Below are 26796 nucleotides of genomic sequence, written 5' to 3' on the forward strand. Positions count from 1 at the left end.
GGATCCTTTAGAAACTGTCGGTGGAAGTGAACAGGCCGACGCGCAGGCTTTCGGCACTGTAGATCTCGCGACCATCGACGCTCACGTTGCCATCGGCGATTGCCAGGATCAGCGAACGGGTGATGGTGCGTTTGATATGGATGTTGTAGGTGACTTTCTTGGCGGTCGGCAGTACCTGGCCGAAGAACTTGACTTCGCCCGACCCCAGCGCACGACCACGGCCCGGGTTACCCTGCCAGCCGAGGAAAAAGCCCACCAGTTGCCACATGGCATCGAGGCCCAGGCAGCCGGGCATCACCGGGTCGCCTTCGAAGTGGCACGCGAAGAACCACAGGTCAGGGTTGATATCGAGCTCCGCGACAATCTCGCCCTTGCCGTACTTGCCGCCCGTTTCACTGATGTGCACGATCCGATCGATCATCAGCATGTTGGGGGCGGGCAGTTGCGCATTACCCGGGCCGAACAGTTCGCCGCGGCTGCAGCGCAACAGGTCTTCCTGGGTGAAGGCGTTTTGTTTGGTCATGCGAGCTCCTCAATAATCCCCACGCGCCTCGGCTGGGTAAATCGTCCTGGCCGGCTGCGCATGAGTGATGCGACTGCCAGCAGCCTAGTCATAGACTGTTGCGTTGTGGTGAAAGTCACAGTGCGGCGAGTACAGTTGTACTCTGCGGGGGCCAATGGTGTCACAGATGCCCCATTGACGCTCCACTTCAACCGGCAAGCGTGCAACATTTCCGTCGATCTGACTAGTCACCTAGTGCTCGGGCGACAGCCAGCGGTCGAGCAGTTCCTGCAGCTCCATGCGTTTGAACGGCTTTGCGAGGTAATCGTTCATTCCAGCCTGCAAGCAGGCTTCGCGGTCTCCCTGCAGGGCGTTGGCGGTCAGGGCGATGATCGGCAGCCGTCCACGGGGGCCCAGCCCGCGGATGCGCCGAGTCGCTTCGTAGCCATCCATGATCGGCAGGCGGCAGTCCATCAGTATGGCCGCGAACCGGCCCTGGTTCACCGCTGCCAACGCCTGCACGCCATCGACCACCAGGGTCACCTGATAGCCCAGGCTGCGCAGCATGGCCTCGATCACCGTCTGGTTGACGGGATTGTCTTCCACCAGCAGCACCGAATGGGCTTCCCGTAGCGTAGGCTCGGAAGTGGCGGTCTTGGGGAGCGCCTGCGGCTGTTGCGCCGAAAACGGCAGAGGAATTTCCAGGGTGAAGCAGGAGCCACGACCCGGCTCGCTCTCTGCCTTCAGGGTGCCACCCATGCGCTCCGCAAGGGTGCGGGCGATGGGCAGGCCCAGGCCGGTGCCGCCATAGCGGCGGGAAATCGAATTGTCGGCCTGCTGGAAGGCGTCGAACATGGTTTCCAGGCGCTCGCTGCTGATACCGATGCCGGTGTCGTGCACGCGGCAGGTGAACCACAGCACCTGGTTGTCCAGGGCCTGCCAGTGGGCCTCGACCCGTACCTCGCCACGCTCGGTGAACTTCAAGGCGTTGCCAATCAGGTTGACCAGAATCTGGCGCAGACGCGTGGGGTCGCCCTGCACCTGCAGTGATGGCAGGGCGTCGGCAAGCTCCAGGCGCAGCGCCAGGCCGCGCTGCTGGGCGCTGTGCTGGAAGGCCTGCAGCGCGGTTTTCAGCAGCGCCGACAGATTGAAGCTGATCAGCTCGAGTTCCAGTGCGCCGCGTTCGATCCGCGAGAAATCCAGAATGTCGTTGATCACCTTGAGCAGATGTTCGGTCGACTCGGTGGCCAGGGCCGCATATTCGTGCTGTTCCTGGTTCAGGTCGGTGGTTTCCAGCAGTTGCAGCATGCCCAGTACACCGTTCATGGGGGTGCGCAGCTCATGGCTCATCATCGCCAGGAAATCCGATTTGGCGCGGTTGGCCAGTTCCGATTCTTCCCGCGCCTTGATCAACAGGGTCATGGCCTGCTGTTGCTCCAGGGCGGCGTTGTTCAGGCCGCTGGCCAGGTCGTTGATATGCCGCGCCAGGGTCGCCAGTTCGCCGCCGCCGACCTCCGGAAGCGTCGTCCGATAGTTGCCGCCCTGGATCGCCGTGACCGCATCGCTCATCGCGCTCAAGGGGCGCGATAGCCGGCTGGCGAGGCGCCGTGCCAGCAGGAAGGTCAGTAGCAGAGCGAGCAGCACCAGCACGGCGACCTTCAGGAGGATTTCCTGCTGGCGGTTATTGAAGGCTTCGCCGGACATGCCGACGACCACCCGGCCCAGGTAGTCGACGCCGACTGGCGCCGGGGCGTTGCTCCCTTCACGGATGAAGTCCGGGCCCAGATCGACCTGCTGCTGCTGAATGGGCGACTGGAATATCTCGATATGGCCCTGGCCCGCCTGCAGGTTATCGGGCTGCTCGAGGTAGACCAGGATGTTGTCGTCACGGTCGCGCACCTCGACGAAGCGTACATGGGGCGTCTTCAGCGTGGCCTGCAGCAATGCGCCGAGTACCTGGCTGTTGCCTGAAATCACCCCGTATTCGGTAGCCGGCGCCAGTTGGCTGGCGATCAGTTGGCCGGTGTGGTTGATTTCGATGCGCAGATCCTGCAGGCGATTGAAGGTCAGAAACCCGGTCAGCAGAAGCGTCAGCAGCAGCGCCGGGCCGACGCTGATGAGCTGGGTGCGGATGTGGATGTTCCAGCCGCGCCACAGTTTCATGGCCTATCTCCTTCTGACAGGTGCCTGGCGAGATCCTCGTCACTGGGCAGCTCCACGGCCAGGGCCCGGGCTATTTGAGGATTGCCAAGCACTTTGAACGTATTCGAATAGGTGCCTTGCGGCCAGCTGTGTGGTGGCCGGTCGAGCAGGCGGTCAAGGGTGTCGAGCCAGTCGCTCTGGTCGCTGTAGGTGCTGGCCAGGCTACCGGCTCGCACGAAGCCGGCACTGGGGCCGATCAGGGCATGCTGCTGCCCATAGGTGCTCAACAGCAGGTTCTTGGCCGTTTGCGGGTTGTACAGGGTGTCGTCGGCGATACCGAGCAACACGTCGCTGTCGCGTAGCAGGCGCATCAGAGGACGATTGTCGCGGGTGTTCGGCCAGTCCTCCGAAACGATCTGCAGGCCGAGGTGAGTGGCGGCCTGGCGGATTTCCTCGAGCAGAAACGCGCTGTGCCGGTCATGCAGTACACCAACCCGGTCGATATGTGGCAGCAGGTGTTTGGCCAGGCGCAACTGGCGCAGTGGCGCCGGATCTTGCCAGAGCACGCTCAGATTGCCCGGGGGATGTTCGCCAAGGGTCGCCCGTGCCTGGCTCTTGTTTACCTGCAGCACCAGCGTTGCTGGGCCATTCTTCGAGCTGATACGCCACGCCAGTGCTGGCTGGCCGAAGAGGATGAGGCGGGTGTCGGCAGGCAGCTCGCCCAGGGGAGGCATCTCGTTCAGCGGCAATATACGTACGCGATCCTGCGGTCGTGCCCGCGCCAGCGCGGTGCCGAAACCTTGAAGAACGCTGGTGTCCCCGGCGCTGCTCAGCAACAACTCGGCCGCCTGCAGCGGGGATTGCAGCAGGCACAGCAACAGCAGCGTGCGGCCTGCCCAGGATGGGCAGACCGATGTTCTCGAGCAGCGATTGGCGATCATCTAGAGTTCGAACTCGGCGCTGAGAACAGCCGAGGCTGGTCGTCGTTGTTCTCGCGCCAGGTCAGGGCTTCGTCGTCCAGGCGCCGCTGCATCATACCGGCCAGTTCCAGCTGACTGCGGTTCAGCGGCACGCCCCTGGCCAGTCGCAGATCCATGCGCTCGAAGCGTCGTTCGTTGAGGCGATCGGCACCGTAGTAGAAAACCCCGCTCGACCAGCCCAGCCCCCAGTTTCTGAGCCAGTCGGCAGAGCCACCGACGGGCAGCGATTCGCTGGTCGGTCTTGTCGGTGGTGCGGTAGCCGACCATCATGCCCGCAACCAGGCGCAGCAGTTCGGCGATGTCGCGTGCTCCACTGGCCTCGATCAGCGCGCTGTCGAGCAACGTTACGCTGCCGGGCACCGACGCAGGCGGCTTGAGGCGGCTGGCAGTCAGCCCGTGGGGTATGGCCTGGGTGTCGCTGAACAGATCATCGGCCACGGCGTCGCCAGTGGCCATCAGGGCCAGCAGCAGAGCGTGGAAAGAAGAGGGGGCTTTGATCACGCAACGACCCTGTTCGCGCAGTGAGGTGCATGGTAACCGAGCGGCGAAGCGTTGCCAGCCATGTGGCGTGAAAAGACCCATTTTAGTTCAGCCGCCAAGCGAGGTCTGAAGCGTCGAGGCTGGCCGTAGAGCGAGCGAGTCGTATAATGCACGCCATTGCCACAATGCTCACTACGGATCGCTCATGACTCAACAGCAACCTATCGCGGTGCTCGGCGGCGGCAGCTTCGGCACCGCCATCGCCAACCTGCTGGCGCAGAATGGGCATCGTGTTCTGCACTGGATGCGCGATCCCGTCCAGGCCGAGGCCATTCGCAGCAAGCGTGAAAACCCCCGCTACCTGAAAGGCGTCCGGGTACTCGACGCTGTCGAGCCGACCACCGATCTTGCCGGCGCGCTGAACAGTTGCAGGCTGGCCTTCGTGGCCTTGCCGTCCAGCGCGCTGCGTCAGGTGCTGCAGCCGGTGTCGGCACTGTTGGCTGGCAAGCTGCTGGTCAGCACCACCAAGGGGATCGAGGCGCAGACGTTCAAACTGATGAGCCAGATTCTCGAAGAGGTCGCCCCGGCGGCGCGAATCGGCGTGATCTCCGGGCCGAACCTGGCGCGGGAAATTGCCGCTCATACGCTGACTGCCACAGTCGTGGCCAGTGAGGACGAAGCGCTGTGTCGTGAGGTTCAGGCGGTGCTGCACGGACCTACCTTCCGTGTCTACGCCAGTGCCGACCGCTTTGGGGTCGAACTGGGCGGTGCGCTGAAGAACGTCTACGCAATCATCGCCGGCATGGCGGCGGCGCTCGGCATGGGCGAAAACACCAAGAGCATGCTGATCACCCGAGCACTGGCGGAAATGACCCGTTTCGCCGTGCAGTTGGGAGCCAACCCCATGACCTTTCTCGGGCTCGCCGGGGTCGGTGATCTGATCGTCACCTGCTCGTCGCCGAAAAGCCGCAACTACCAGGTCGGCTTCGCGCTCGGTGAGGGGCTGAGCCTGGAGGAGGCCGTGGAGCGCCTCGGCGAGGTTGCCGAAGGGGTCAATACCATCAAGGTGCTCAAGGCAAAGTCCGACCAGTTGCAGGTATACATGCCGCTGGTGGCCGGGCTGCATGCGATCCTGTTCGAGGGGCGCACCCTGGATCAGGTGATCGAGGCGTTGATGCGTGCAGAGCCGAAGACCGATGTCGATTTCATTCCAGCCACTGGCTTCTGAAGGATCCGAATATGAGTGAGCATCAAAAAGGCCAGCCGATCGGGCTGCGTATCGTCTGGATGCTGCTGTTCCTGCTGGTCTGGCAAGTGGCTGAGCTGGTGCTGGCCGGGGTGGTTCTGTTGCAGTTGGCCTACCGTCTGATACAGGGCGCGCCCCATGCGGGCTTGCAGGGTTTCGGCGACAGCCTCAGCCAGTATCTGGCCCAGATCGGCCGTTTCGGTACCTTCAACAGCGAGTCCAAGCCCTGGCCGTTCGCCGACTGGCCAACGCCGCGCCCAGCGCAGGGCGAATTTGCGCACAGCGTGCCGCCGGACGTGTCGCCGGTCAGGGACGAGGAGCCGAAACTGTGAGTCATCAGCCATGAGGATCTGGTTGTTGCGCCATGGTCAGGCCCACCCTGAAGCACGCACCGATGCCCAGCGGGAACTGACGGACTACGGTCGTGACGAAGTACGTCAATCCTTCGAGCACCTGCGTGGCCGTTCGCTTGAGGCGATATTCGTCAGTCCTTACGTGCGTGCCCAGCAGACGGCCGTACTGGTGCGCGATGCCCTGGCGATTAGTTCCGAGCTGCACAGCGTTCCCTGGCTGACCCCGGAAAGCGATCCCCGTGACAGCCTGGGCAAGCTTCAGCGCCTCTCGGGCCAGGAGCTTCTGCTGGTGTCTCATCAGCCCTTCATCGGCGCGCTCGGCGGGCTGCTGGTACATGGCCATCGGCAGCAGCCGCTTGCCATGCATACCGCCAGCCTGGCGATGCTCGAAGGTGAGGAGCCGATTGCCGGGCTGATGTCACTCGAGTTGCTGGCCCATCCCGACCTGCGCTGATACGGCTGCGCAAGGCGTGGGCGCTGTGTCACGATCCTGCTGTGCTCGCCATTGCAGGCGAGCCGGTAGAGTCCACCGCTAATGACAAGGATCGACCATGAGCCTTTGGCGACAGCCCCCAAACCTCGATGAAATCAATGCTGCCCAGCGCAACACCATCGGCGAGCTGCTGGACATCCGTTTCGAATCCTTCGATGACCAGTCAATCACCGCCAGCATGGCGGTCGATGCGCGCACCCATCAACCATATGGTCTGCTGCACGGTGGCGCGTCGGTGGTGCTGGCGGAGAGCCTCGGCTCCATGGCCAGCTATCAGTGCATCGATACGCAGCGTTTTTTCTGCGTGGGCCTGGAGGTCAACGCGAACCACCTGCGGGGCCTGCGCTCGGGGCGCGTCACCGCGGTGGCCAGGCCGGTGCATCTTGGCCGTACCACCCATGTGTGGGATATCCGCCTGAGTGGCGAGGATGGCAAGACCAGTTGCATCTCGCGGCTGACCATGGCCATCGTGCCACACGGCAGTCAGCTGCCGGAGCGCTAGTTCGATTTGGCCGGAGCGTCGTCCTTCCTGGCCGTTACGGTCATTGCCGTGGGCAGGGCGCTGGCTGACAATTGCTGCATTGCCTGCCTCCGGCGCGACGACCATGTCCCAGCTCATCTTCTTCGCCCACGCCAACGGTTTCCCCTCGGGAACCTACGGCAAGCTGTTCGCCACGCTTGCGCCGGAGTACCGGGTGCAGCACCTGGCGCAGCATGGCCACGACCCGCGTTTCCCGGTGAATGACAACTGGAGCAACCTGGTCGATGAACTGCTGCATCATCTGCAGCAGTGCGCCGGCCCGGTGTGGGGTGTGGGCCATTCGTTGGGTGGCGTGCTGCACTATCACGCAGCGCTGCGCAGGCCGGATCTCTATCGCGGCGTGGTGATGCTCGACTCGCCTGTGCTGAGCCGTGCAGATCAGATGGTGATTCACGCTGCCAAACGTTTCGGTTTCATCGACCGTCTGACCCCTGCCAGGCGCACGCTGGGACGCCGCGAGGCGTTTGCCGACGCCCTGGAGGCGCGCCGATACTTTGCCGAGCGGGCGCTGTTCAGTCGCTTCGATCCCGATTGCCTGGATGCCTATGTAGAGCATGGTCTGCACCCCCATCAGGATGGCATGAGGCTGCGTTTCGAGGCCGCGACCGAGATCAGCATCTACCGCAGTGTTCCGCACACCAGCCCCGGGCTGCCGCAGCAGTTGCAGGTGCCACTGGCGTTGGTCAAAGGCGCCCAGAGCCGCGTGGTACTCGCCCATCATGGACGTATGGCGCGTCGTGCACCGCGGGGAGAGTTCCTGACGTTGCCCGGCGGCCACATGTTTCCTCTCGAGCACCCGAACGAGACGGCGCAACTGATTCGCGGGCTGTTCGCGCGCTGGCAGCAACCTGCCGAGGCCGTTCCATGAGCCTCGGGTTCGAAGAGGTGCGGCTACGGCTGCCGCATATCGAACTGGCCGCCCAGCTGCATGGTCCCGAAGACGGTATCCCGGTAATCGCCCTGCATGGCTGGCTCGACAATGCCGCGAGCTTCGCCCGGCTGGCCCCGAAGCTGTCAGGGCTGCGCATCGTGGCCCTGGATTTCGCTGGGCATGGCCATTCGGACCATCGTCCGCCTGGTGCCGGGTATGCACTCTGGGATTACGTGCACGATGTGCTGCTGGTCGCCGAGCAGTTTGGCTGGCAGCGCTTCAGCCTGCTCGGCCATTCCATGGGCGCGATCGTCTCGCTTCTGCTGGCGGCCACTTTCGGCGAGCGGGTGCAGCGCCTGGCGCTGATCGACGGCCTGGTGCCGCCGACCAGCGAAGCCGATGCGGCGGTGAGTACGCTGGCCGATTCCCTGCGCGCGCAACTGGCCCTGCCGGCCAAGCGCAAGCCGGTGTACCCGAGCCTGGAGCGTGCCGCCCAGGTACGCCAGCGCGGGGTAGGGCTGGTCAGTTTCGAGGCCGCCGAACTGCTCGCCCAACGTGGGCTGATGCCGGTACCAGGCGGCTACACCTGGCGCACCGACAACCGCCTGACGCTGCCGACGCCCCTGCGGCTGACCCGCGACCATGTACAGGCCTTCATCGCGGCGCTGAATTGCCCGACCAGGTTGCTGTTGGCCGAGCATGGCTTGTTGGCGCAACGCGACGGCCTCGAAGGCTTGCTGGCGCCGACGGCCATCGATGTCGAGCGGTTGCCTGGCGGGCATCATCTGCATCTGGACGACGAGCGTGGGGCGCAACTCGTAGCAGACTGTTTCAATCCTTTCCTGAACGCGCCTTGACGGCCCGCTACAACTGGGGAAAGGTGTCGGCATTGCAATGGAGACCCGCATGACCGACCTGTATACCGCCGCGCTGGAAGCACGGCTCCCGTCCACTGCCGTTCACCCTCTGCCTTCGACCTCGCAGGCCCTCGACACGACCGGGCAGCGAGGGGTTTCATGCGTCTGAGTTACCTGTTGCCCCTGATGTTGCTCAGCGCGGTTGCTTGCGCCGATGTAGCCGGCAGCCGCGATCTTGACGTACTGCCGCGTTTTCCCGGCAGTGAAATCGTCACCTTCAAGGATCAGGCGGGGCAGGAGCGGCTCTACCCACAGGGCACTATCCGGCGTATCAGCGGGCGCCTGCGCTACGAGCGCGAAGTGCTCGCCACCGGGCAGCTCACCGCCATCACCTATGAGCTGCCGCGTACCCACAATGCCAAGGAAGTGTTCTCTGCCGCGCGTGAGGCGCTGCAGGAAAAGGATGCCCATATCCTTTACTGGTGCGAGGGGCGTGAGTGCGGCTCCAGCAGCCTGTGGGCCAATGCGGTGTTCGGCAACTCCACCCTGTATGGCTCCGATGACCAGCAGGCCTACGCCTTGCTGCGCCTGGCCGAACCCTATCAGGACAGCCTGGTCGCGCTGTACAGCATCACCCGCGGCAACCGTCGTGCCTACCTGCATGCCGAGTTGCTGGCGGCCAGCCAGCCGTTGGCGAAAGTGCTGCCCACGCCTGCCACTCTGCTGCGTCAATTGAAAAGCACCGGTGACCTGCGGCTGCCCGGGCAGGACGAACCTCAGGAAGAATGGACGGAGCTCCTGGCGCGTAGCCTCAATCAGGACAGTACCTTGCGTGTCAGCTTGTCCGGCGCGCATGCCGAAGCCTGGCGAGAAGCACTGATCGAGCAGCGGGTGAGAGCGGCTCGCCTGGAGATCGGTGAAAGCGACGGCGACGGTCTGCGTATCGACGTGCTACGTTGAGCGCGCCCTTCAGGGCCTGAGTCCGGTTTTCTGGAAACACTGAAAAATGCCGAATAACGACCGTTTGCTGGTGCAGATCCTGCTTCTGGGATTACTGGGCGCCAGCCTCTGGGTGCTGGCGCCGTTCTGGTCGGCGCTGTTCTGGGCCGCCGTACTGTCGTTCGCCAGCTGGCCGGTGATGCGCTGGCTGACCCGGCTGCTCAAGGGGCGACAGTCCGTCGCTGCCGGGCTGCTGACCGGCGTCTGGATCGTGCTGGTCGCCGTGCCGCTGGTCATGCTCGGGGTCAATTTGGCCGACCACATTCGCGATGCCACTGCCGTGATCAAGGGGTTTCAGGTCGAAGGCCTGCCACCCCCGCCGACCTGGTTGCACTCGGTACCTCTGGTCGGTGCGCGCCTGGTCGGCATCTGGGAAACCCTCGATCAGCAGGGCTCGGCGCTGTTTGCCACGGTGCAGCCTTATCTCGGCCAGGTCGGCAACTTCCTGCTGGTGCGCAGTGCCAAGATCGGTGGGGGCATTCTCGAGTTGGCGCTGAGCCTGATTCTGGTGTTTTTCTTCTATCGAGACGGCCCGCGGCTGGCGGCGTTCGTCGAAAGCCTGCTCGAGCGGCTGATCGGCGAGCGTGCCGAGCATTACCTCGAGCTGGTGGCCGGAACCGTGCAGCGGGTGGTGAACGGCGTGCTGGGCACTGCGGTAGCGCAGGCGATTCTCGCCTACATCGGCTTCATGATCGCTGGCATTCCAGGCGCCCTTTTGCTGGGCCTGCTGACCTTCGCCTGCAGCCTGATCATGGTGCCGCCGCTGATCTGGGGGCCGGCGGTGGCGTGGCTGATCTGGCAGGGCGAGATCGGCATGGCGATCTTCCTCGGCATCTGGGGCTTCTTCATCATCAGTGGCGTGGACAACATCCTCAAGCCTTACCTGATCAGCCGCGGCGGCAACCTGCCGCTGGTCGTGGTGCTGCTCGGGGTGTTCGGCGGCATTCTGGCCTTCGGCTTCATGGGGCTGTTCCTGGGGCCGACCCTGCTGGCGGTGGCCTACAACCTGCTCAGCGATTGGGTCGCTCGCAAGGCGCCGGCAGGTGCGCTGCCGCGCGACGAGGGTACGCCGCTGCTCTGAGTGGCGACCATCCCTGGTACGTCAGTATGGCCCCGCACCCCAGATGAAACAGCCGTGCGCGACGCCCGGGCCACTTGCCTGCTCATCCCGCTGCCCCTGAAAAACGTACTGGATACTGCCACGAGCCGTGGCTGCGGCGCGGTAGTGGCACTTTTCCTCCGGCCCGCCGTCATAATCAGCACCGGCGACATGATTGCCGGACAACTTCTGGAGTATGCGACATGAAAGCCTGGATTCTCTTACCGATCGCGCTGTTGGCGGGCTGCTCAGCGACCACGTCCTACCGCGATAGCTGTGCCACTCAACTGGATGCCGCGTGGCAGGAGCTCGACCTCGCCAAAGCCGAAGGCTTTGCCGGCACCGTCAGTTACTCCAAGGCTGCATCGCTGATGACGGCTGCGAAAACCCAGCAACAGTTCGAAGCCTTTCGTGGCTGCAGCGACAAGTCGGAAAAGGCCCGCTTCTATATTCGTGAGTCTCGGGCGGGCCGCTGATAACCCACTCACGACCTGATAAGGGTCGGTTTGCAGTGGTCAAAAGGCTGGACTGCCAGTCTGGTCGCAAAGCCGCCCCAGGAGGTGTCCAGCTCTTGCATGGCTCCAGTTGGTGAGAGGGTGAGCAGGTGCTGACGGCCGACTGGAGTAAGCTGTCGGTACCCTGGCTTCCTGGAGAATGAGATGCTGCTCGACTTCGCCGATCTGACCCCGCTGGAACGTTACCGCTGGCTCGCTGCAAGCGTCACGCCCAGGCCCATTGCCTGGGTGTCGAGCCTTTCAGCAGAGGGCGTCGCCAATCTGGCACCCTTCAGTTTCTTTCAGGTGATAAGCGACGAGCCGGCCACGCTGATGGTCAACGTCGGCACCCGTGATGACGGCGCCCTCAAGGACACCCTGCGCAACGCTCAGGAAACCGGCGAACTGGCGATTCATCTGGTGTCCTTCGCCCAGGCCGAGGCGATGAATGCCAGCGCTGCCATCCTGCCGCGCAGCAGCAGCGAATTCGAACATTTCGCGATCGCATCGATTCCCAGCTGCCGCATCGCACCGCCTCGGGTGGCTGGCGCGGCGATAGCGTTCGAATGCCGGGTGGCGGAAGTCATCGGCTACCCACGGCAGCAACCCAACCATCATCTGATCTTCGCCGAGGTGCTGCTTGCACACGTCGACGATGGCGTGCTCGACGAAAAGGGCCGTATCGACCCACATCGCCTCGATGTGGTCGGGCGCCTGGGGGGGCAGCCTACAGCAGAACCCGTGACACCTTCGATTTGCACCGGCCGGCCTGACCCATTGCCCTCCGACGGGTAAAAGGCTTGGTCAGCGCGGCAGGTCGGCAATCTTGCCCATGGGTATTTTTCCTTCAGGCACCCGATCGGCACCTTGGCGGCGCTTGCAATGCCGTCCGAGCGTGCCCCTCTTGCGCGCAGTTTCGTCAGCAAAGGTTACGTAGCACTTTGCCCGCTGCGGCTGGGCCAGTAGCATCAGGCCACTTGCATGAGGAGTGGACGATGCACACGAAACTGGATGCCTGCCTGGATACCGTCAACCAGGTGCTGCTCGGCAAGGAAGCACAGGTGCGCCTGGCACTGACCTGCCTGCTGGCGCGTGGTCACCTGCTGATCGAAGATCTTCCTGGCATGGGCAAGACCACCCTCAGCCACGCCCTCGCCAAGGTGCTGGGATTGAGTTTCCAGCGCGTGCAGTTCACTTCCGATCTGCTGCCGGGCGATATCCTCGGCACCTCGGTCTTCGACAAGGATACCGGGCAGTTCCTTTTTCATCCCGGGCCCATCTTCGCCGAGCTGGTGCTGGCCGACGAAATCAACCGGGCCACCCCAAAGAGCCAGAGCGCCTTGCTGGAGGCCATGGAGGAGGGGCAGGTGACCATCGAGGGTGCGACCCGGCCACTGCCGGATCCGTTCTTCGTGATCGCCACGCAGAATCCGATCAGCCAGAGCGGTACCTTCGCCCTTCCCGAGTCGCAACTGGATCGCTTCCTGATGCGCCTTTCGCTTGGCTATCCGGCGCGCGCGGCGGAGAAGGCCTTGCTGCTGGGCGAACCCCGTCGTTCGGTGCTGCCAACCCTGGAAGCGGTGCTCAACCACGTCGAACTCGCGAAGTTGCAGGCCGAGGTGCCCAGGGTACGGGTCAGCGATGCTCTGGTCGATTATGTGCTGCGCCTGGTCGACGCCACGCGTACCCAGCCGCAGTTCGCCTGGGGCCTGTCGCCGCGGGGCAGCCTGGCCCTGCTGGCCGCGGCGCGTGCCTGGGCGCTGCTGGCGCAGCGTGATTATGTGATTCCCGAGGACGTGCAGGCCGTGCTGCCATCGGTTGCCGGCCATCGGCTGCGCGACCAGGCCGACCCAGCGGGGCATGGCGGCGGGGCACTGGTGCAGTGGCTGCTGCGCGAGGTTCCTGCGCTTTGACGAGTGCCCTGAAGCAGCGCTGGAGTCGCTGGCTGGACAAGCGCATTCCGGCGGCGGCCAGTATCCAACTCAGTCAGCGAAGGATCTTCATCCTGCCGACGCGGGTCGGGGTGGCGTTTCTGTTCGCGCTGTTGGTGATGCTGCTGGCGGCAATCAATTACCAGAGCAGCCTGGCCTACGCGCTGACCTTCCTGCTGGGCTCGGTGTTCGTGGTGGCCATCCTGCATACCTACCGCAACCTGGCCGGATTGGTGCTGCATGCCGCTGGCGCCGGTGCGGTGTTCGCCGGCGAGCAGGCACGTTTGCGGGTACGCCTGGAAAGCCGCGGGCGGGGCCATGAAGCCGTGGCGCTGGGCTGGCCGCCTGCCGATACGCTGCAGCAGGACGTCGCCGGCGGTGGTGCTGCCGAATGCGAGCTGAGCCTGCCGACCGAGCGCCGTGGCTGGTTGCACCCCGGCAGGCTGAGGGTGGAAAGCCGCTTTCCTCTCGGCCTGCTGGTGGCATGGAGTCTGATCGACCTGGATCAGGCGGTGCTGGTCTATCCGCGCCCCCTGGAGGGCGAGTTGCCGCTGGCCGCCGGCGGCAGCGAAGACGATCAGGAGCAGGGGCATCTGAGCAGGGGGCAGGGCAGCGACGATTTCCAGGGGCTGCGAACCTACCAGCCGGGCGATTCGCGCAAGCGTCTGCATTGGAAGGCCTATTCCCGCGGCCAAGGGCTGCTGGTCAAGGATTTCGCCGCCCAGAGCGGTCGCGACCTGCTGCTGGATTTCGACGTGCTGAGCGGTGACCTGGAAAGCCGGCTGTCGCTGCTCTGCCACTGGGTGCTGGTGCTCTCCGAGCGGCAGCAGCCATTTGCCCTGCATCTGCCTGGCAGCCTGTTCGCAGCGGATATCGGCGAGCGCCACCGCGAGCAGTGTCTGCGTGCCCTGGCGCTGCACGGAGCCCGCGCATGAGCGCCATTCAGGGCATTCCACGGATCAGCCTGACCTGGCTGCTGGTGGCGCAGGCGCTGGTGATCGTGCCGCATCTGGGGCACCTGCCGCTATGGGTGATCGGCCTGTGGCTGGGCTGCGCCTTCTGGCGGGTACAGATTTTCCGCATGCGTGCCGGTTATCCCACGCGCGTGCTGCGCATCGGCCTGATCGGACTGGCGGCACTCGGGGTGTTCCTGTCGCGCGGCACGCTGGTGGGGCTGGATGGCGGCGTGGTGCTGCTGATTGCCGCCTTCATCCTCAAGCTGCTGGAGATGCGCACCCGCCGCGACGCGCTGGTGCTTATCTTCCTCGGCTTCTTCGTGGTGGTGACCGCGTACCTGTTCGACGACAGCATTCTCGTCGCCTTATTCAGCCTGCTGCCGGTCTGCGCGCTGCTGGCGGCGCTGATCGGCTTGCAGCAGAGCGGTACGGCGAACCGTCCCTGGCGCACGCTTCGGTTATCCGCCAGCCTGCTGCTGCAAGCGCTGCCGCTGATGCTGTTGCTGTTCCTGTTCTTCCCACGCCTGGGGCCGCTCTGGTCGCTACCTGTAGCCAATGAGCGGGGCGCTGTCACCGGCCTTGCCGACAGCATGGCTCCCGGAGATATCGCCGAGCTGACCCGTTCTGGTGAGCTGGCCTTTCGCGCCAGTTTCGAGGGCGAGGTGCCGCCGCGCAACGAGCTGTACTGGCGGGCGCTGACCCTCGATCATTTCGATGGGCGGCGCTGGTCGCAATCAACCGTCGCGCAGTTTTCGCCACCGCCGCAATGGCAGCCGCGTGGTGAGCCGTTGCGCTACAGCATCGTCATGCAGCCCACCACGCGGCCCTGGCTGTTCGCCCTCGACGTCGCCCAGACCGACTTGCAGGGCACCCGGCAGATGGGCGATTTCCGCCTGCAGCGCAACCGGCCGGTGGACCGTGCGCTGCTTTATGACGTCAGTTCCTGGCCCCAGGCGATTCGCGAGCCGCAGGAGCGCCGCAATGGCATGCAGACCTGGCTACGCCTGCCTGAACAGGGGGACGCGCGCAGCCGCGCCTGGGCGCAGGCGTTGCGCCAAGAGCACCCGCAAGACGAGCAACTGGTCGCCGCGCTGCTCGGCCACTTCAACCGCCAGCCTTACGTCTACACCCTGACACCGACGCCGCTGGGCGCCGACTCCATCGACGAGTTCCTGTTCGATACGCGCAGTGGCTTCTGCGCCCACTATGCGGGCGCCATGACGTTCGTGCTGCGGGCTGCGGGTATTCCCAGCCGGGTTGTCGCCGGCTATCAGGGGGGGGAGCTGAGCGGTAATGGTCGTTATGTGCAGGTACGCCAGTTCGATGCCCATGCCTGGGTCGAATACTGGCAGCCGGAAAAAGGCTGGACGAGCGTGGACCCGACCTTCCAGGTTGCCCCCGAGCGCATCGAGCAAGGTCTGGAGCAGGCCTTGGCAGGTGAGCAGAGCTTTCTCGCCGATTCGCCTTTCTCGCCCTTGCGCTATCGCAACCTGACCTGGCTGAACGAGATCCGTCTGGCCTGGGATGACCTCAATTACGGCTGGCAGCGCTGGGTTCTCGGTTATCAGGGCGCCCAGCAGTTCGAATTGCTGCAGCGCTGGTTCGGTCAAGTCGACAGCAGTCGCCTGATACTCGCATTGGTGGGCGGCGGCGGCTTGCTGTTGGGTCTGTTGTCGTTATGGCTGTTCAAGCCCTGGCGCGTCGAGCGGGACTCCCTTCTACGGGTGTTCCTGCGCTTCGAGCGCCTGCTGGCGCAGCACGGCGTGCAGCGAGCGGGCGGCGAAGGGCCCCGGGCTTTCGCTGCCCGGGCCACTCAGGCGCTGCCCGGGCAGGCCGAGGCCATCAAGGCCTTCTTGCAGGCTTATGAACTGCAGCGCTACGCGGGGCAGGCGCCAGCTCCGCGCGTGCTAATCCGACAGTTGAAGGTGCTTCGCCGCCAGCTACCGTGGCGTTGGAGTCGATCACAATGAGCGGTTTTCAGGAGAACCCGAAATGAGTGGTTTCATCAGCAATTTGCGCAATGAGGTACTGCGTTTGCAAGTAGCGCTCTACGCCTGTCGCGAGCGTTTGCGGGCCCAGACGGATGCTGAGGCGCTGCATGATCTGCGGGTCTGCCTGCGCAGGCTGCGCAGCCTGTTGAAGCCGCTCAAGGGCGCTGCCGGCAGTGAGCCGTTGCAGCAGCGTGCGGCTGAGCTCGGGCGCTTGAGTGGCCCGCTGCGCGATCTGGAGGTGTTGATCGACGCCCTGAGGCAGTATGGCGGACATGCCGCTGCCGACCGGCGTGTGGCGCAGCGGGCCAGAGGCGACGCGATGTTGCTCGCGAGCCGTTCGCTGCCGGCACTGTTTCAGGCACTGGATGAATGGCCCCAGGAGCTGGCTCGGCAGCAAGCCAGCGGTGAGCTGGATGACTTGCACAAGAAGGTTCGCCGCTACCTGCGCAAGCAGAGTGATCGCCTGGTCGAGGCACTACGTGATGCCGAGCATGACCGCCACCGCGTTCGCCTGTTGATCAAGCGAGTGCGCTACACGGCAGAGGCGTATCCGCAGCTGTCGCCGCTGTCCGCCGGCCAGGTTCGCCTGCTCAAGAAGGCGCAGGCCGTGCTCGGCGACTGGCACGATCACCTGCAGTGGCTGGCGAGAGCCGAAACGGAGAAGGATCTGCAGCTATTCGAACAGCCATGGCGCCATTCGATGGAGGAGGCCGGGCGATCCTCGGAAGTGATTCAGGCGCGTCTGCTTGCCGCGCTGGCGTGAGCACGCCGGGATCTCCGTGCAAATGACCGAACTGGCGTTCACCGCAGGCTCGCTGCCGGGCAGCTAGTCTCTTACTATCTGGCAGACGTCCATGGGAGGTGAGCATGAATTTCTCCGCACTGCTGGAGCAGTTGCAGCGCACGCCTGAGGCATTGTCGATTCCCCCTGACTGGAGCCAGGGGCGCGCCAGTTTCGGTGGCGTGGTGGCGGCGCTGGTGTACGCGGTGATGCGCAGCAAGGTACCGGTGCAGCGCCCGCCGCGCTCGCTGGCGATCAGCTTCGTCGCGCCGGTAGTACCGGGCATCGCCACCCGCTTCGAGGCCGAAGTGTTGCGCGAGGGCAAGGCAGTCAGTCAGGTGTTGGGACGTGCGTTTCAGAATGATGAGGTCGTGGCGCTGGTTCAGGGTAGCTTCGGCGCCGCTCGTACCTCTTCGGTCAGGGTCGCCGCGCAGCCTGCACCCAGGTTCGAGGCCCTGGAGAGCAGCCAGGAGCTGGCTTATATCCCACAGGCCACGCCGGAGTTCATCCGTCACCTGGCGATGCGCTGGGGGCTGGGCGGCTTGCCATTCAGCGGCAGCCAGTCACGCGAGATGGGCGGCTGGGTACGTTTTCGCGATCAGCAGCGAATCGAAACCCTGAATGAGACGCACCTGCTGGCGCTCGTCGATGCCTGGCCGCCGGCCCTGCTGTCGCAGCTCAAAGGGCCGGCCCCCAGCAGTTCCTTGACCTGGACGATCGACTTCATCCAGCCGTTGGTTCCGCTGACCTCCGATCAATGGTGCCTGTATCGTGCTGAGATCGAACACGCCCGCGATGGCTTTGGCCATGTCGCAGCGGCGCTGTGGACACCCGGCGGTGAGCTGCTCGCGATCAGCCGTCAGACCGTGATGGTATTCGGCTGAGTCTCGGTGGCTGGCAGCAGCGCCTGGCGTGCCAGTGCATAGGCGGCGATGGCGCCCAAAGCGGACAGCACCAGCGCCAGTGGGCCCGAGCCACTGCCGGCCAGGGCCAGTGACACCAGCAAGAGCGGCAAGGCAATCGCCAGCATTGGCATGTCGAGCGATTCACTGCTGTCTGGCTGGGCGAGGGGGGCGGTTTGCGTGGTCATGGGCGGTCTCCTGCATCAGATGGAGCCAGTCTATGGCGCCGCATGCCCGGCAGCGAATTGATCCCTGCTATGTGGCAGATAGCTTTTGCACTATCTGTCCATGCCCTACGGCTTGAGCTGTCGGATGGCCCGCGACAGTTCACCCGCCAGTTCTGCCAGCTCACTGCTGGTGGTTGCCGACTCCAGGGTCTGCTGGACGGTCTGCTCGGTGACGTCGCGGATACCGATCACCGAGCGGGTCATTTCCTCGGCCACCTGGCTCTGCTGTTCGGCAGCCACGGCGATCTGTGTGTTGCTCTCGCGCATCTGCGCCACTGCACCGGTGATCGCAGCCAGGGCCTCGCCGGCTTCGTGGGCGGCCCGCACGCAATCGTCGGCCTTGAGCGAACTCTCCTGCATGAACTCCACGGCGTCGCGGGTGCCAGCCTGCAGGGTGCCGATCATGCTGGTGATCTCGTCCGTCGAGTCCTGCACGCGCTTGGCCAGGTTGCGCACTTCATCGGCCACCACGGCGAAACCGCGGCCCATCTCGCCTGCACGGGCGGCTTCGATGGCGGCGTTGAGGGCCAGCAGGTTGGTCTGTTCGGCAATGCCATGAATGACGTTGACCACACTGCTGATCTTCTGGCTGTCGCCCGCGACCTGCTGGATCATCGTCGCCGTCTGCTGGACACCGCTGGAAAGCCCCGTGATGGAATGCACGACGCGACTGACCACGGCCTGGCCAACGCCGGCCAACTGGTCGGCATTCTGCGACTGGTCACGGGTCGTCGCCGCATGTTCGGCAATGTTGTGAACGGTGGTCGACATTTCGTTGATGGCAGTGGCTGCCTGATCGGTTTCGCTCTGCTGGCCGAGCATGCCCTGGCGCACGTCCTTCATGCTTCGCGCCAAACGCCCAGTGCCGTCATCCAGTCTCGAGGCGGCCTGGACGACGGTGCCGACGACACGTTGGTAGCCGTCCTGCATGGCGTTGAAGGCGCCGGCCATCTGCCCGACCTCGTCACGGCTGTGCAGGGGAACGCGCGCGGCCAGGTCGCCATTCTTCTCCACGTGCAGCATCACGTCCTTGAGGGTATTGAGGTGGGTGAGCAGGAAGCGGATCAGAACCTGCGAGGCGCCAAGCAGAGTCAGCATCAACAGGGCGACCGTCAGCGCGTAGCTGCCGGCACGCTCGGCGAACACCTGGATCAGGCTGCGGCCGTATGCGGGGACCGCGATCCGCCTGTCGCTGCCGCGTTCGACGACCTGGACGCCGATCAACGGATCGCTGCCGAACACCCGGTCATGCTCCAGGTCGATCCAGCCGCGGGCGTCGAGCAGTGTGCGGGCATCTGCTGAGCCTGGCAGGCGCGGCGGTTCGCTCGTCGTGAACGGGATAAGGCCGGTGGTGCCTGGCAACTCGCTTGCCGCCGGCCAGGCGGCAACCAGGCTCGCCTGTGTTTGCGCACCCTGGCGAGCCGCCTGGGCGAAGGAATTCTGTTCCTGGTGCATGGCGAACAGGACGAGCAACAGGGTGGTGAAGAAAGCGACGGCATTGACCGCCCAGAACTTGTGTTTCAGGGAGATATCGCGAATCCAGGCGGGCATGTTTTTCTGCTCTCGACATGAATGAGGTTGCTGGCAAGGCGCCACCATTGTTTCACTGGCCTTGCATCGATCCGTTGACCTGAATCAATGGCCAGGTAAGCGCCGGTTTCCAGCGACCCCGTGAACGATGCGGTTACTCCCAGGTTAACGGCGACATCGGCTCAGGCTTTAGGCATGTCTGGCGCTTGCTCGTCAGTCTGCTCGTCGTGATGGGGCAGGCCGAAAAAGGCGCGTGCGCTTGCGCTGGTGTGTCTGGCGACCTCGGCCTCCGACTCACCCCGGTGCAGCGCCACTTCACGCAGTACCTCGCCGAGGTAGGCGGGCTCGTTGCGACCGCTTTTCGGTTTCGGCCGCAGACTGCGTGGAAGCAGGTAGGGGGCATCGCTTTCCAGCATCAGGCGTCCGGCAGGAATCTCCTTGACCAGCGGATGCAGATGAGCACCACGACGTTCATCGCAGATCCAGCCAGTGATGCCGATGTGCAGGTCCAGATCCAGATAATCGAACAGTGCCCGCTGCTCGCCGGTGAAACAGTGCACGACCGCCGCAGGCAAGCGATCCCGGTAATGGCGCAGCATTTGTACGAAACGCGGGTGAGCGTCACGCTCGTGCAGGAATACCGGCATCTGCAGGTCCGCTGCCAGGCTGAGCTGCTCCTCGAGGGCCTTTTCCTGCTGGGCACGCGGGGAGAAGTCCCGGTTGAAATCCAGGCCGCACTCACCCACTGCACGCACTTGAGGTTCGGCCAGCAGAGTGCGTAGCCGGCGCGTATCGTCGCTGCGCCAGTTCCTGGCATCGTGGGGGTGCACACCAGCGGTGCTGAACAGGCGGGCACCGCTCTGATCCAGCTGTCGGCACAGACTCAGCGCATGCTCGCTCTCGGCCAGGCTGGTGCCGGTCAGCACCAATTGGCAGATGCCCGCGCTGAACGCTCTGTCGAGCAGCGCCTGGCGCTGATCATTGAAGCTTGCGTGGGTCAGATTGACGCCGATGTCGATGAGTTGCATGGTGTGACCCTGCGGGACGTGGGGGCCGCAGCATAACAGAGCTTCCAGAGGCATCTAAAAGGCCAGAGATTACAAAGGGTTGTGAGATCTTTGTAAGGCAAGGTCAACAATTATTGGCGTCAGAAGTCTGGCTGTGCGACCCTCCGCGCCCAGCTTGCGGATGACAGCCCCTGGCGGTCGGCCGGTCTTTCCTTCCCGGAGCGTCGATATTGCGTGTCCTTCTCGTACTGTGCCTGTTGCTCTCGCTGCCTGTTCCGGCAGTGGCGCGCATTGCTGGCCCGGTAGAAGTGATCCAGCCGGCGGCGGTTCGTGATTTGCCCGGCATTCGCAAGAGTGGCGAACTGCGGGTGCTGGTCAACCAGAGCCGCAACAGCTCCGGAGAAATCAAGGGGCAAAGTATCGGGGTCGAGTACCAGCGCCTGCGCGCCCTGGAGCAATACCTCAACCGCAATGCACGAGATGATCGCAGCCTGCGTCTGAAGATGATTCCCAAAAGCAAGGATCAGTTGCTCGCCGCCCTGCAGCGTGGCGAGGGCGATCTGGTGGCGCCCGGCGAGCTACTCGGCGGCAGGGGGGCAAACATCGTCGCCAGTGAGGCGATTCGTCGTGACGTGCCTGTGGTGATCGTTTCGCGAAAGGGCAATCGACGTTACAAACGTCTCGAGCAACTGGCCGGGCGCAGCCTCTCGCTGCCGGTGGGCAGCATCGCCAAAGAGGCCCTGCACGGCATCAACCTGAAACTCCAGGCACGCAAGCTGCCGCCGATCCTGGTCGAATGGGCGGACCCGACGCTCGCTGTGGAGGACGTGCTGGAAATGGTTCAGGCCGGTATCTTCGACTTCACCGCCGTGGAGCTGCAGATTGCCGAGCGTTGGGCCAAGGTGATGCCCAAGTTGCGTGTCGATCGCCATCTGGTGCTCGATGACCAGGGCGATATGCGTTGGTACATGCGCCGCGATGCGCCGATGCTCAGCGCCAGTGTCGACCGTTTTCTGCAAGGTTACCGGGTGCCCGATGATCAGGATGCCGCGTTCCAGCGCGTGTATCGGCGACTCTACAAAGTGCACTCGCCCATGGGCCGCACCGAGCGGCGGCGCCTGGAGCGGGTTCGTCCGGTCCTGCAACGCTATGCCGAGCAGCATGATTTCGATTGGCTGGCGCTGGCCGCACTGGCGTTCAAGGAGTCGACCCTGAATCCCGTTGCACGAGGCAGCAGTGGCGCGACCGGGTTGATGCAGATCACGCCGGCCGCTGCGCGCAGCGTAGGCGTCAGCGACATCAGCCGGGTCGAGAGCAATGTGCAAGCCAGCGCCAAGTACCTGGCCAAGATTCGCCGTGGTTTCTTCAACAGCCCGCGGCTGAACGAGCGCGAGCGCATGGCCTTCGTCCTGGCCGGCTACAACCTCGGTCCGCAGCGGGTGCAGAGCCTGCGTGCGGAAGCCCGCAGGCGTGGCCTGAATCCGGATCAATGGTTCTTCCAGGTAGAGCGCGTCGCCATGGAAGAGCTGGGCATGGGCGTGGTCAGTTACGTCAATGCGGTCAACAAGTATTACCTGGCTTATGCACGCAAGCGCTATTCCCTGGAGCCTGGAAAGCGTACGGTGAGTCTGGGTAAATAATCGATTTATTCGATTTTTTTTAGCGGTTTTATTCGGTATCAGGATTTGATAATTAAATTAATATGCCGCCATCTCATTTCCATCAGTAAAGGATTGGCGCCATGAATACATTCATCAAATCGCTGGTAACCACCCGTGCAGGCTATGGCCTGACCATTCTGCGCGTATTGGTTGGCATCACGTTCGTGGCCCACGGTTCGCAGAAACTGTTCGGCTGGTTCGGCGGTTACGGCCTGGCGGGTGTCGCGCAGTGGATGGAGAGTATCGGTCTGGCGCCCGGCTACCTGATGGCACTGATGGCCGGCAGTGCAGAGTTCTTCGGTGGCCTGGCGCTGATTATCGGCTTGCTGGTGCGTCCCGCTGCGGCGGTGCTGAGCTTCACTCTGCTGGTGGCCATCTTCTCCGTGCACATCGGTAACGGTTTTTTCATGAGCGACAATGGCTATGAATTCGCCCTGGCATTGATGGCAGCCACGCTGGCACTGCTGATCGAAGGTGCTGGCCGCCTGTCCCTCGACAAGCGCATCGCCGGTTAAGCGACACCAGTCTCTGCAAAGCCCGCTGATGCGGGCTTTCTTCGTTATTGACAGGGCGATCCGCAACTCTCTAGGATTGCCGTCTGCGCCGATTTAAACAGCTACTTGCGGGGCGCCTCAGGGATTCTTCAACGAGTCTCGAAATTCCGCTAAAGCGCTGGTTCGGTGTTGCCTCTCACCGCTGCCCAGCGGGTTTTTCGAGGCGGAGACAAACACCCATGACCTGCCCACAGGCCACGCAGATTCGTATCGTTCCCATCACTTCCGGTCTGATCCGGCGTAATCCACGCATCCTGCTCTGCGGCACTCATCAGCCGACACTGTTGCGTTATCTCGATGGCTGGCCCAGTCGCCGCCAGGGACGCCGTGCCTTTCTGGTGCAGTTCGCCGAAGACGGCGACTCATTGCAACGCTTCGCCGATGACAGCTTCGACTTCGCGGTGCTGCAACGCCCCAGCGCCGGGGCCCTCGGCCAACTGACGCGTATCGCCCGACAGGGGCTGATCACCCTGCGCTGACTACGGATAGTCGATGGTGATGACGTACCAGTACTTGTCGCCGGTTGGCGTTTCCACACGCACTTCGGCGTCCAGCCCCTTGCCGATCAGCGCCCGCGCAAGCGGTGAATCAATGCTGATCAGGTTGAGCTTCAGGTCGAGTTCGTCGGGGCCGACGATGCGGTAGCGCGAGGCGTTGCCGTCTTCATCTTCGAGGGTCACCCAGGCGCCGAAATAGACTTTGTGTGGATCGCTTGGACGCGTGTCGACCACCTTGAGCTTTTCCAGGCGCTTGGTGAGAAAACGCACGCGGCTGTCGATTTCCCGCAGCATTTTCTTGCCGTAGGTGTATTCCGCGTTCTCGGAGCGGTCACCCTGTGCGGCCGCCTCGCTGACCGAGCGCGTCACCTCAGGGCGGCGTACGTGCCAGAGTTCGTGCAGCTCTGCGCGCAGATGCGCCTCACCTTCGGGGGTGATGAGAGGCGTTCCGGCGGCGCGGGGTGGGCGGTATCGGCTCATGCTGGGCTCGGTCTGGTGCGGACGTGCAGTCTATCAACCCTCGCGCAGAACGGTGAGGGGGCTGGCATCCAGGGAGCGCCGAGTGCCCAGCACGCCAGCGGTGGCGACCAGCAGCGCACCGATCAGCGGCAGCAACAGCAGCCAGGGATGTGGCTGCCAGGCCATCTGGAAGGCGAAGCGGTAGAGCAGGAAGCTGACCAGCTCACAGCCAAGGGCCGCCAGCAGACCGCTGGTTGCGCCGAGCAGGCCGAACTCGGCACGACGAGCCTGAATCAGCAGCTTGCGCTCCGCGCCCAGGGCGCGCAGCAGGGCCCCCTGATGAATGCGTTCGTCCAGCGTCGACTGCAGGCCGGCGAACAGTACGGCCAGACCGGCCGCGAGGACGAACAGCAGGACGAACTCGATGGCGATGGTGACCTGGGCGAGGATGCTGCGCAGTTGATTGAGCAGCGCCTCGACCTGCAGCAGGGTGACCGACGGAAACGCCCGTGACAGCTCGACCAGTTGCCGCTCCTGCTGTGGCGGCAGGTAGAAGCTGGTCAGGTAGGTGACCGGCAGATCCTGCAGGGTGCCAGGTTCGAAGATCATGAAGAAGTTGGGCTGGAAGTTGTTCCAGTCGACTTCGCGCAGGCTGGTCACGACAGCATCGCGGTTGACGCCACCCACACTGAACGTCAGGCGGTCACCCAGCTTGATCTGCAGACTTTGCGCCAGCTCGTCTTCCACCGATACGCCGGGCAGTTGCTGGCTCTTTTCGCCTGTCCACCACTGGCCTGCGGTGAGAGTATTGCCCTCCGGCAGGTCGGCACCCCAGGTCAGGCTGAGGTCGCGGCGTACCGCGCGCTCGCCACGGGAGTCCTTGCTGACGTACTGGCGAACCGGATCGCCGTTGACCATCACCAGCCGGCCCGGCACGACCGGGTAGAGTGGCGCTGGGTGGGGTGACAGTTGCTCCAGGCGTGCGGCGAAGGCGTCCCGCTCGGCGGGTAGCACATTGAGTGCGAAATGGTTGGGGGCGTCGGCGGGCAACTGATCCTGCCAGGTGTCCAGCAGTTCGCCGCGCAGCAGCGCGATCAACGCCATGGCCAGCAGGATCAGGCCGAAGGCCAGGGACTGCCCGGCGGCTGCCAGGGGGCGGCGCAGCAATTGACCAAGCCCCAGGCGCCATGGCAACGAGGCACGAGCCAGCAGGCGGCGCAGGCTCTGCAAGCCGAGCAACAACAGGCCGCCGAGCAGCAGTGCGGTGACCAGGCCGCCGCCGAGCAGTGCCAGGGTCAATGGCAAATCCAGACTCAGACGCCACATGATCAGCCCCAGGGCGAGCAGGGCGGTGCCGTACACCAGCCAGGAGCTGGCCGGCACCGGCAGCATGTCGCGACGCAGCACGCGCAGTGGCGGCACGCGGCCAAGGGCCGCCAGTGGCGGCAGGGCGAAACCGGCCAGTGCCACCAGGCCCGTAGCGATACCCGCCAGTGCCGGCCACAAGCCGCCCGGAGGAATCTGGGTGGGCAGCAAACCTTGTAGCAACTGGAACAGCAACTGCTGAGCGAGCCAGCCGAGCAGGGCGCCGCTGAGGCTGGCGACCAGGCCGAGAATTGCCAGTTGCAGACTGAACAGGCCAAGTGCCTGGCGACGTGACAGGCCCAGGCAGCGCAGCAGCGCGCTGGCATCGAAGCGCCGGCTGGCGAAGCGCGCGGCGGACAGCGCCACGGCGACCCCGGCCAGCAGAACGGCGGCCAGGCTGGCCAGGTTCAGGTAGCGCTCGGCGCGATCGAGGGCACCGCCGACGCTGCGGCTGCCATCCCGGGCATCATCGAAGCGCTGGTGGGCGGCGAGGCCTGGTTCGAGGGCCTGGCGATAGCTGGCCAGGGCATCGCTCGGGCCATTCCATTGTTCGATGTAGCGGACCCGGCTGCCCGGTTGTACCACCCGGGTGGCGGGCAGGTCGTCCAAGTGCATCAGCACGTGAGGCGTCAGGCTGTAGAAGTCGCCGGCTTCGTCCGGCAGGTAGGTCAGTACGCGCGTCAGGCGCAGGGTCTTGGCGCCGACCTCGATGTCGTCCCCGGTTTGCAGATTCAGGGCAGCCAGCAAGCGCGCTTCGGCCCAGACTTCGCCGGGTCGTGGGCCCTGGCTGACCGCTTCCTCGGCGTAGGGCTCGACAGCGCTCTTCAGTTCGCCGCGCAGTGGATAGCCATTGCCGGCGGCTTTGACGCTGGCCAGCTGGATGCCCTCGTCGCTGGCGATCACGCTGGAAAACTCGACCACCTGGGCGTGTTCCAGGCCCCGTGACGTGCCTGCGTCGATCTGCTCGGCAGATGCCGGCGCGCTGCCGCGCAGAATCAGGTCGGCACCGAGGAACTCGGTCGCACGCAAGCTCATGCCTTCATTCAGGCGGGCGCCGAAGTAGCCGATGGCGGTGCTCGACGCGACGGCGATCAGCAGGGCGAAAAACAGTACACGCAATTCGCCGGCACGGGCGTCGCGCAGCAGTTGCCGGCCTGCAAGCGACAGCAGGCTGAAGAAGGACAAGGATTTCATCAGGCGACCACCGGTGCCACGAGGTGGCCACCCTCCAGGCGGATGAGGCGCTGGCAGCGGGCCGCCAGGCGCTCATCGTGGGTAACCAGTACCAGGGTGGCGCCACGTTCCTGATTCAGCTCGAACAGCAGGTCGCTGATCCGCTCGCCGGTGTGGCTGTCCAGGTTGCCGGTGGGTTCGTCGGCGAACAGTACGTCCGGATCGGCGGCAAAGGCACGTGCGATGGCAACGCGCTGTTGCTCGCCACCGGAAAGCTGGCGCGGAGTATGGCTCAGGCGGGCGCCCAGGCCGACCCGCTCGAGCAGCTGCGTGGCACGCTGGCGGGCATCGCTTCGGCCTTCCAGCTCCAGCGGCAGCATGACGTTTTCCAGGGCGTTGAGGCTGTCGAGCAACTGGAAGGACTGGAACACGAAGCCGACGTGCTCGGCCCGCACCCTGGCGCGTTCGTCTTCGCCGAGGCTTCCCAGGTCGTTACCGGCCAGCAGGATGCGTCCGTTGCTGGGCAGGTCGAGTCCGGCCAGCAGGCCGAGCAGGGTGGATTTGCCCGAGCCCGAACTGCCGACGATGGCCAGGCTGCCGCCTTTTTCCAGATCCAGGGAAAGGTCGTGCAAGATGGTCAACTCGCCTTCCGCGCTGGAAACCACTTTGTTAAGGTTCTGCGCAGACAGAATGCTTGAGCTCATG

Annotated in this window: 27 protein-coding genes and 2 pseudogenes; 18 read left to right on the plus strand and 11 right to left on the minus strand. The window is 64.3% G+C overall.

The features are described from left to right. Positions 1-7 precede the first annotated feature (7 nt). The 5 genes and pseudogenes from fabA to BLR94_RS28280 all read right to left on the minus strand — a co-directional run. Positions 8-523: a 3-hydroxyacyl-[acyl-carrier-protein] dehydratase FabA gene (gene fabA, locus BLR94_RS02185; protein WP_084303476.1), complete on the minus strand. Its 516-nt coding sequence runs from the start codon at positions 521-523 to the stop codon at positions 8-10. 231 nt (positions 524-754) lie between these two features. Beyond that, positions 755-2665: an ATP-binding protein gene (locus tag BLR94_RS02190; protein WP_084303475.1), complete on the minus strand. Its 1911-nt coding sequence runs from the start codon at positions 2663-2665 to the stop codon at positions 755-757. After that, positions 2662-3585, minus strand: coding sequence for an ABC transporter substrate-binding protein (locus tag BLR94_RS02195; protein ID WP_084303474.1), 924 nt, complete (start codon positions 3583-3585; stop codon positions 2662-2664). Before BLR94_RS02195 ends, BLR94_RS02190 begins: the two co-directional genes overlap by 4 nt. Then, entirely contained in the window at positions 3582-3740 is a 159-nt protein-coding gene (locus BLR94_RS27475; RefSeq protein ID WP_167359702.1) for a hypothetical protein, read from the minus strand. Before BLR94_RS27475 ends, BLR94_RS02195 begins: the two co-directional genes overlap by 4 nt. Positions 3741-3879: 139 nt before the next feature. Further along, a pseudogene (locus BLR94_RS28280) lies at positions 3880-4080 on the minus strand (hypothetical protein); the annotation flags it as partial. A 229-nt stretch (positions 4081-4309) separates the two neighbouring features. Here BLR94_RS28280 and BLR94_RS02205 point away from each other — a divergent pair. From BLR94_RS02205 to BLR94_RS02275, 15 genes and pseudogenes are all read left to right on the plus strand, one after another. Continuing rightward, positions 4310-5332: an NAD(P)H-dependent glycerol-3-phosphate dehydrogenase gene (locus BLR94_RS02205; protein ID WP_084303473.1), complete on the plus strand. Its 1023-nt coding sequence runs from the start codon at positions 4310-4312 to the stop codon at positions 5330-5332. Positions 5333-5343: 11 nt separating this feature from the next. Continuing rightward, on the plus strand, positions 5344-5682 hold the full coding sequence (locus BLR94_RS02210) for a DUF4389 domain-containing protein (protein ID WP_084303472.1): 339 nt from the start codon (positions 5344-5346) through the stop codon (positions 5680-5682). 10 nt (positions 5683-5692) lie between these two features. After that, positions 5693-6157 carry a phosphohistidine phosphatase SixA gene (gene sixA, locus BLR94_RS02215; RefSeq protein WP_084303471.1) on the plus strand — a complete coding sequence of 155 codons (465 nt, stop codon included), beginning with the start codon at positions 5693-5695 and terminating at the stop codon, positions 6155-6157. Positions 6158-6254: 97 nt separating this feature from the next. Next, entirely contained in the window at positions 6255-6698 is a 444-nt protein-coding gene (locus BLR94_RS02220) for a hotdog fold thioesterase (protein ID WP_084303470.1), read from the plus strand. 103 nt (positions 6699-6801) lie between these two features. Further along, on the plus strand, positions 6802-7605 hold the full coding sequence (locus tag BLR94_RS02225; protein ID WP_084303469.1) for an alpha/beta fold hydrolase: 804 nt from the start codon (positions 6802-6804) through the stop codon (positions 7603-7605). Continuing rightward, a complete protein-coding gene (locus tag BLR94_RS02230; RefSeq protein WP_084303468.1) occupies positions 7602-8465 on the plus strand; it encodes an alpha/beta hydrolase in 864 nt (287 codons plus the stop codon). Before BLR94_RS02225 ends, BLR94_RS02230 begins: the two co-directional genes overlap by 4 nt. A 159-nt stretch (positions 8466-8624) precedes the next feature. Beyond that, entirely contained in the window at positions 8625-9425 is an 801-nt protein-coding gene (locus tag BLR94_RS02235; protein ID WP_084303467.1) for a DUF4892 domain-containing protein, read from the plus strand. Between the two features lie 46 nt (positions 9426-9471). Next, the gene (locus BLR94_RS02240) at positions 9472-10545 is read left to right on the plus strand and encodes an AI-2E family transporter (protein ID WP_084303466.1); all 1074 of its coding nucleotides are present in this window, start codon (positions 9472-9474) and stop codon (positions 10543-10545) included. Between the two features lie 221 nt (positions 10546-10766). Beyond that, positions 10767-11039 carry a hypothetical protein gene (locus BLR94_RS02245; RefSeq protein ID WP_084303465.1) on the plus strand — a complete coding sequence of 91 codons (273 nt, stop codon included), beginning with the start codon at positions 10767-10769 and terminating at the stop codon, positions 11037-11039. A gap of 183 nt (positions 11040-11222) precedes the next feature. Next, positions 11223-11830: pseudogene (locus BLR94_RS02250) on the plus strand (flavin reductase family protein). A 222-nt stretch (positions 11831-12052) separates the two neighbouring features. Then, entirely contained in the window at positions 12053-12970 is a 918-nt protein-coding gene (locus BLR94_RS02255; protein ID WP_084303464.1) for an AAA family ATPase, read from the plus strand. Beyond that, positions 12967-13923: a DUF58 domain-containing protein gene (locus BLR94_RS02260; RefSeq protein WP_084303463.1), complete on the plus strand. Its 957-nt coding sequence runs from the start codon at positions 12967-12969 to the stop codon at positions 13921-13923. Before BLR94_RS02255 ends, BLR94_RS02260 begins: the two co-directional genes overlap by 4 nt. Continuing rightward, positions 13920-15914, plus strand: a complete 1995-nt coding sequence (locus BLR94_RS02265) for a transglutaminase TgpA family protein (protein ID WP_084303462.1) — start codon at positions 13920-13922, stop codon at positions 15912-15914. The genes BLR94_RS02260 and BLR94_RS02265 overlap by 4 nt, the downstream gene beginning before the upstream one ends. A gap of 22 nt (positions 15915-15936) precedes the next feature. Further along, complete coding sequence (locus BLR94_RS02270; protein WP_084303461.1) at positions 15937-16698, plus strand: CHAD domain-containing protein; 762 nt, start codon at positions 15937-15939, stop codon at positions 16696-16698. Positions 16699-16802: 104 nt separating this feature from the next. Beyond that, positions 16803-17600, plus strand: a complete 798-nt coding sequence (locus BLR94_RS02275) for an acyl-CoA thioesterase (RefSeq protein ID WP_084303460.1) — start codon at positions 16803-16805, stop codon at positions 17598-17600. Here BLR94_RS02275 and BLR94_RS02280 read toward each other — a convergent pair. The 3 genes from BLR94_RS02280 to BLR94_RS02290 all read right to left on the minus strand — a co-directional run bounded on the left by BLR94_RS02280 (position 17576) and on the right by BLR94_RS02290 (position 20403). After that, a complete protein-coding gene (locus tag BLR94_RS02280) occupies positions 17576-17806 on the minus strand; it encodes a hypothetical protein (protein ID WP_084303459.1) in 231 nt (76 codons plus the stop codon). The two genes, BLR94_RS02275 and BLR94_RS02280, sit on opposite strands and share 25 nt — an antisense overlap. Positions 17807-17911: 105 nt before the next feature. Beyond that, positions 17912-19396, minus strand: a complete 1485-nt coding sequence (locus tag BLR94_RS02285; RefSeq protein ID WP_084303458.1) for a methyl-accepting chemotaxis protein — start codon at positions 19394-19396, stop codon at positions 17912-17914. Between the two features lie 161 nt (positions 19397-19557). Next, positions 19558-20403: a TatD family hydrolase gene (locus tag BLR94_RS02290; protein WP_084303457.1), complete on the minus strand. Its 846-nt coding sequence runs from the start codon at positions 20401-20403 to the stop codon at positions 19558-19560. A gap of 206 nt (positions 20404-20609) precedes the next feature. On the opposite strand from BLR94_RS02290, the gene BLR94_RS02295 reads away from it, so the two are divergent. From BLR94_RS02295 to BLR94_RS02305, 3 genes are all read left to right on the plus strand, one after another. Beyond that, complete coding sequence (locus BLR94_RS02295) at positions 20610-22022, plus strand: MltF family protein (RefSeq protein ID WP_084303456.1); 1413 nt, start codon at positions 20610-20612, stop codon at positions 22020-22022. A 101-nt stretch (positions 22023-22123) separates the two neighbouring features. Continuing rightward, a complete protein-coding gene (locus tag BLR94_RS02300; protein WP_084303455.1) occupies positions 22124-22558 on the plus strand; it encodes a DoxX family protein in 435 nt (144 codons plus the stop codon). Positions 22559-22776: 218 nt separating this feature from the next. Continuing rightward, positions 22777-23076 carry a hypothetical protein gene (locus tag BLR94_RS02305; RefSeq protein ID WP_084303454.1) on the plus strand — a complete coding sequence of 100 codons (300 nt, stop codon included), beginning with the start codon at positions 22777-22779 and terminating at the stop codon, positions 23074-23076. On the opposite strand, the gene greB is transcribed toward BLR94_RS02305, so the two are convergent. Genes greB through BLR94_RS02320 form a run of 3 tightly spaced genes read right to left on the minus strand, consistent with a single transcriptional unit; the run spans position 23077 to position 26795 of the window. Next, entirely contained in the window at positions 23077-23574 is a 498-nt protein-coding gene (gene greB, locus BLR94_RS02310) for a transcription elongation factor GreB (protein ID WP_084303453.1), read from the minus strand. It lies immediately after the preceding gene. Between the two features lie 33 nt (positions 23575-23607). Next, positions 23608-26112 (minus strand): ABC transporter permease, encoded by a 2505-nt coding sequence (locus BLR94_RS02315; protein WP_084303452.1) that lies wholly within the window; start codon positions 26110-26112, stop codon positions 23608-23610. Beyond that, positions 26112-26795 (minus strand): ABC transporter ATP-binding protein, encoded by a 684-nt coding sequence (locus tag BLR94_RS02320; protein ID WP_084303451.1) that lies wholly within the window; start codon positions 26793-26795, stop codon positions 26112-26114. Before BLR94_RS02320 ends, BLR94_RS02315 begins: the two co-directional genes overlap by 1 nt. Position 26796 lies beyond the last annotated feature (1 nt).

Source organism: Phytopseudomonas flavescens, assembly GCF_900100535.1.
GTDB lineage: Bacteria > Pseudomonadota > Gammaproteobacteria > Pseudomonadales > Pseudomonadaceae > Aquipseudomonas > Aquipseudomonas flavescens.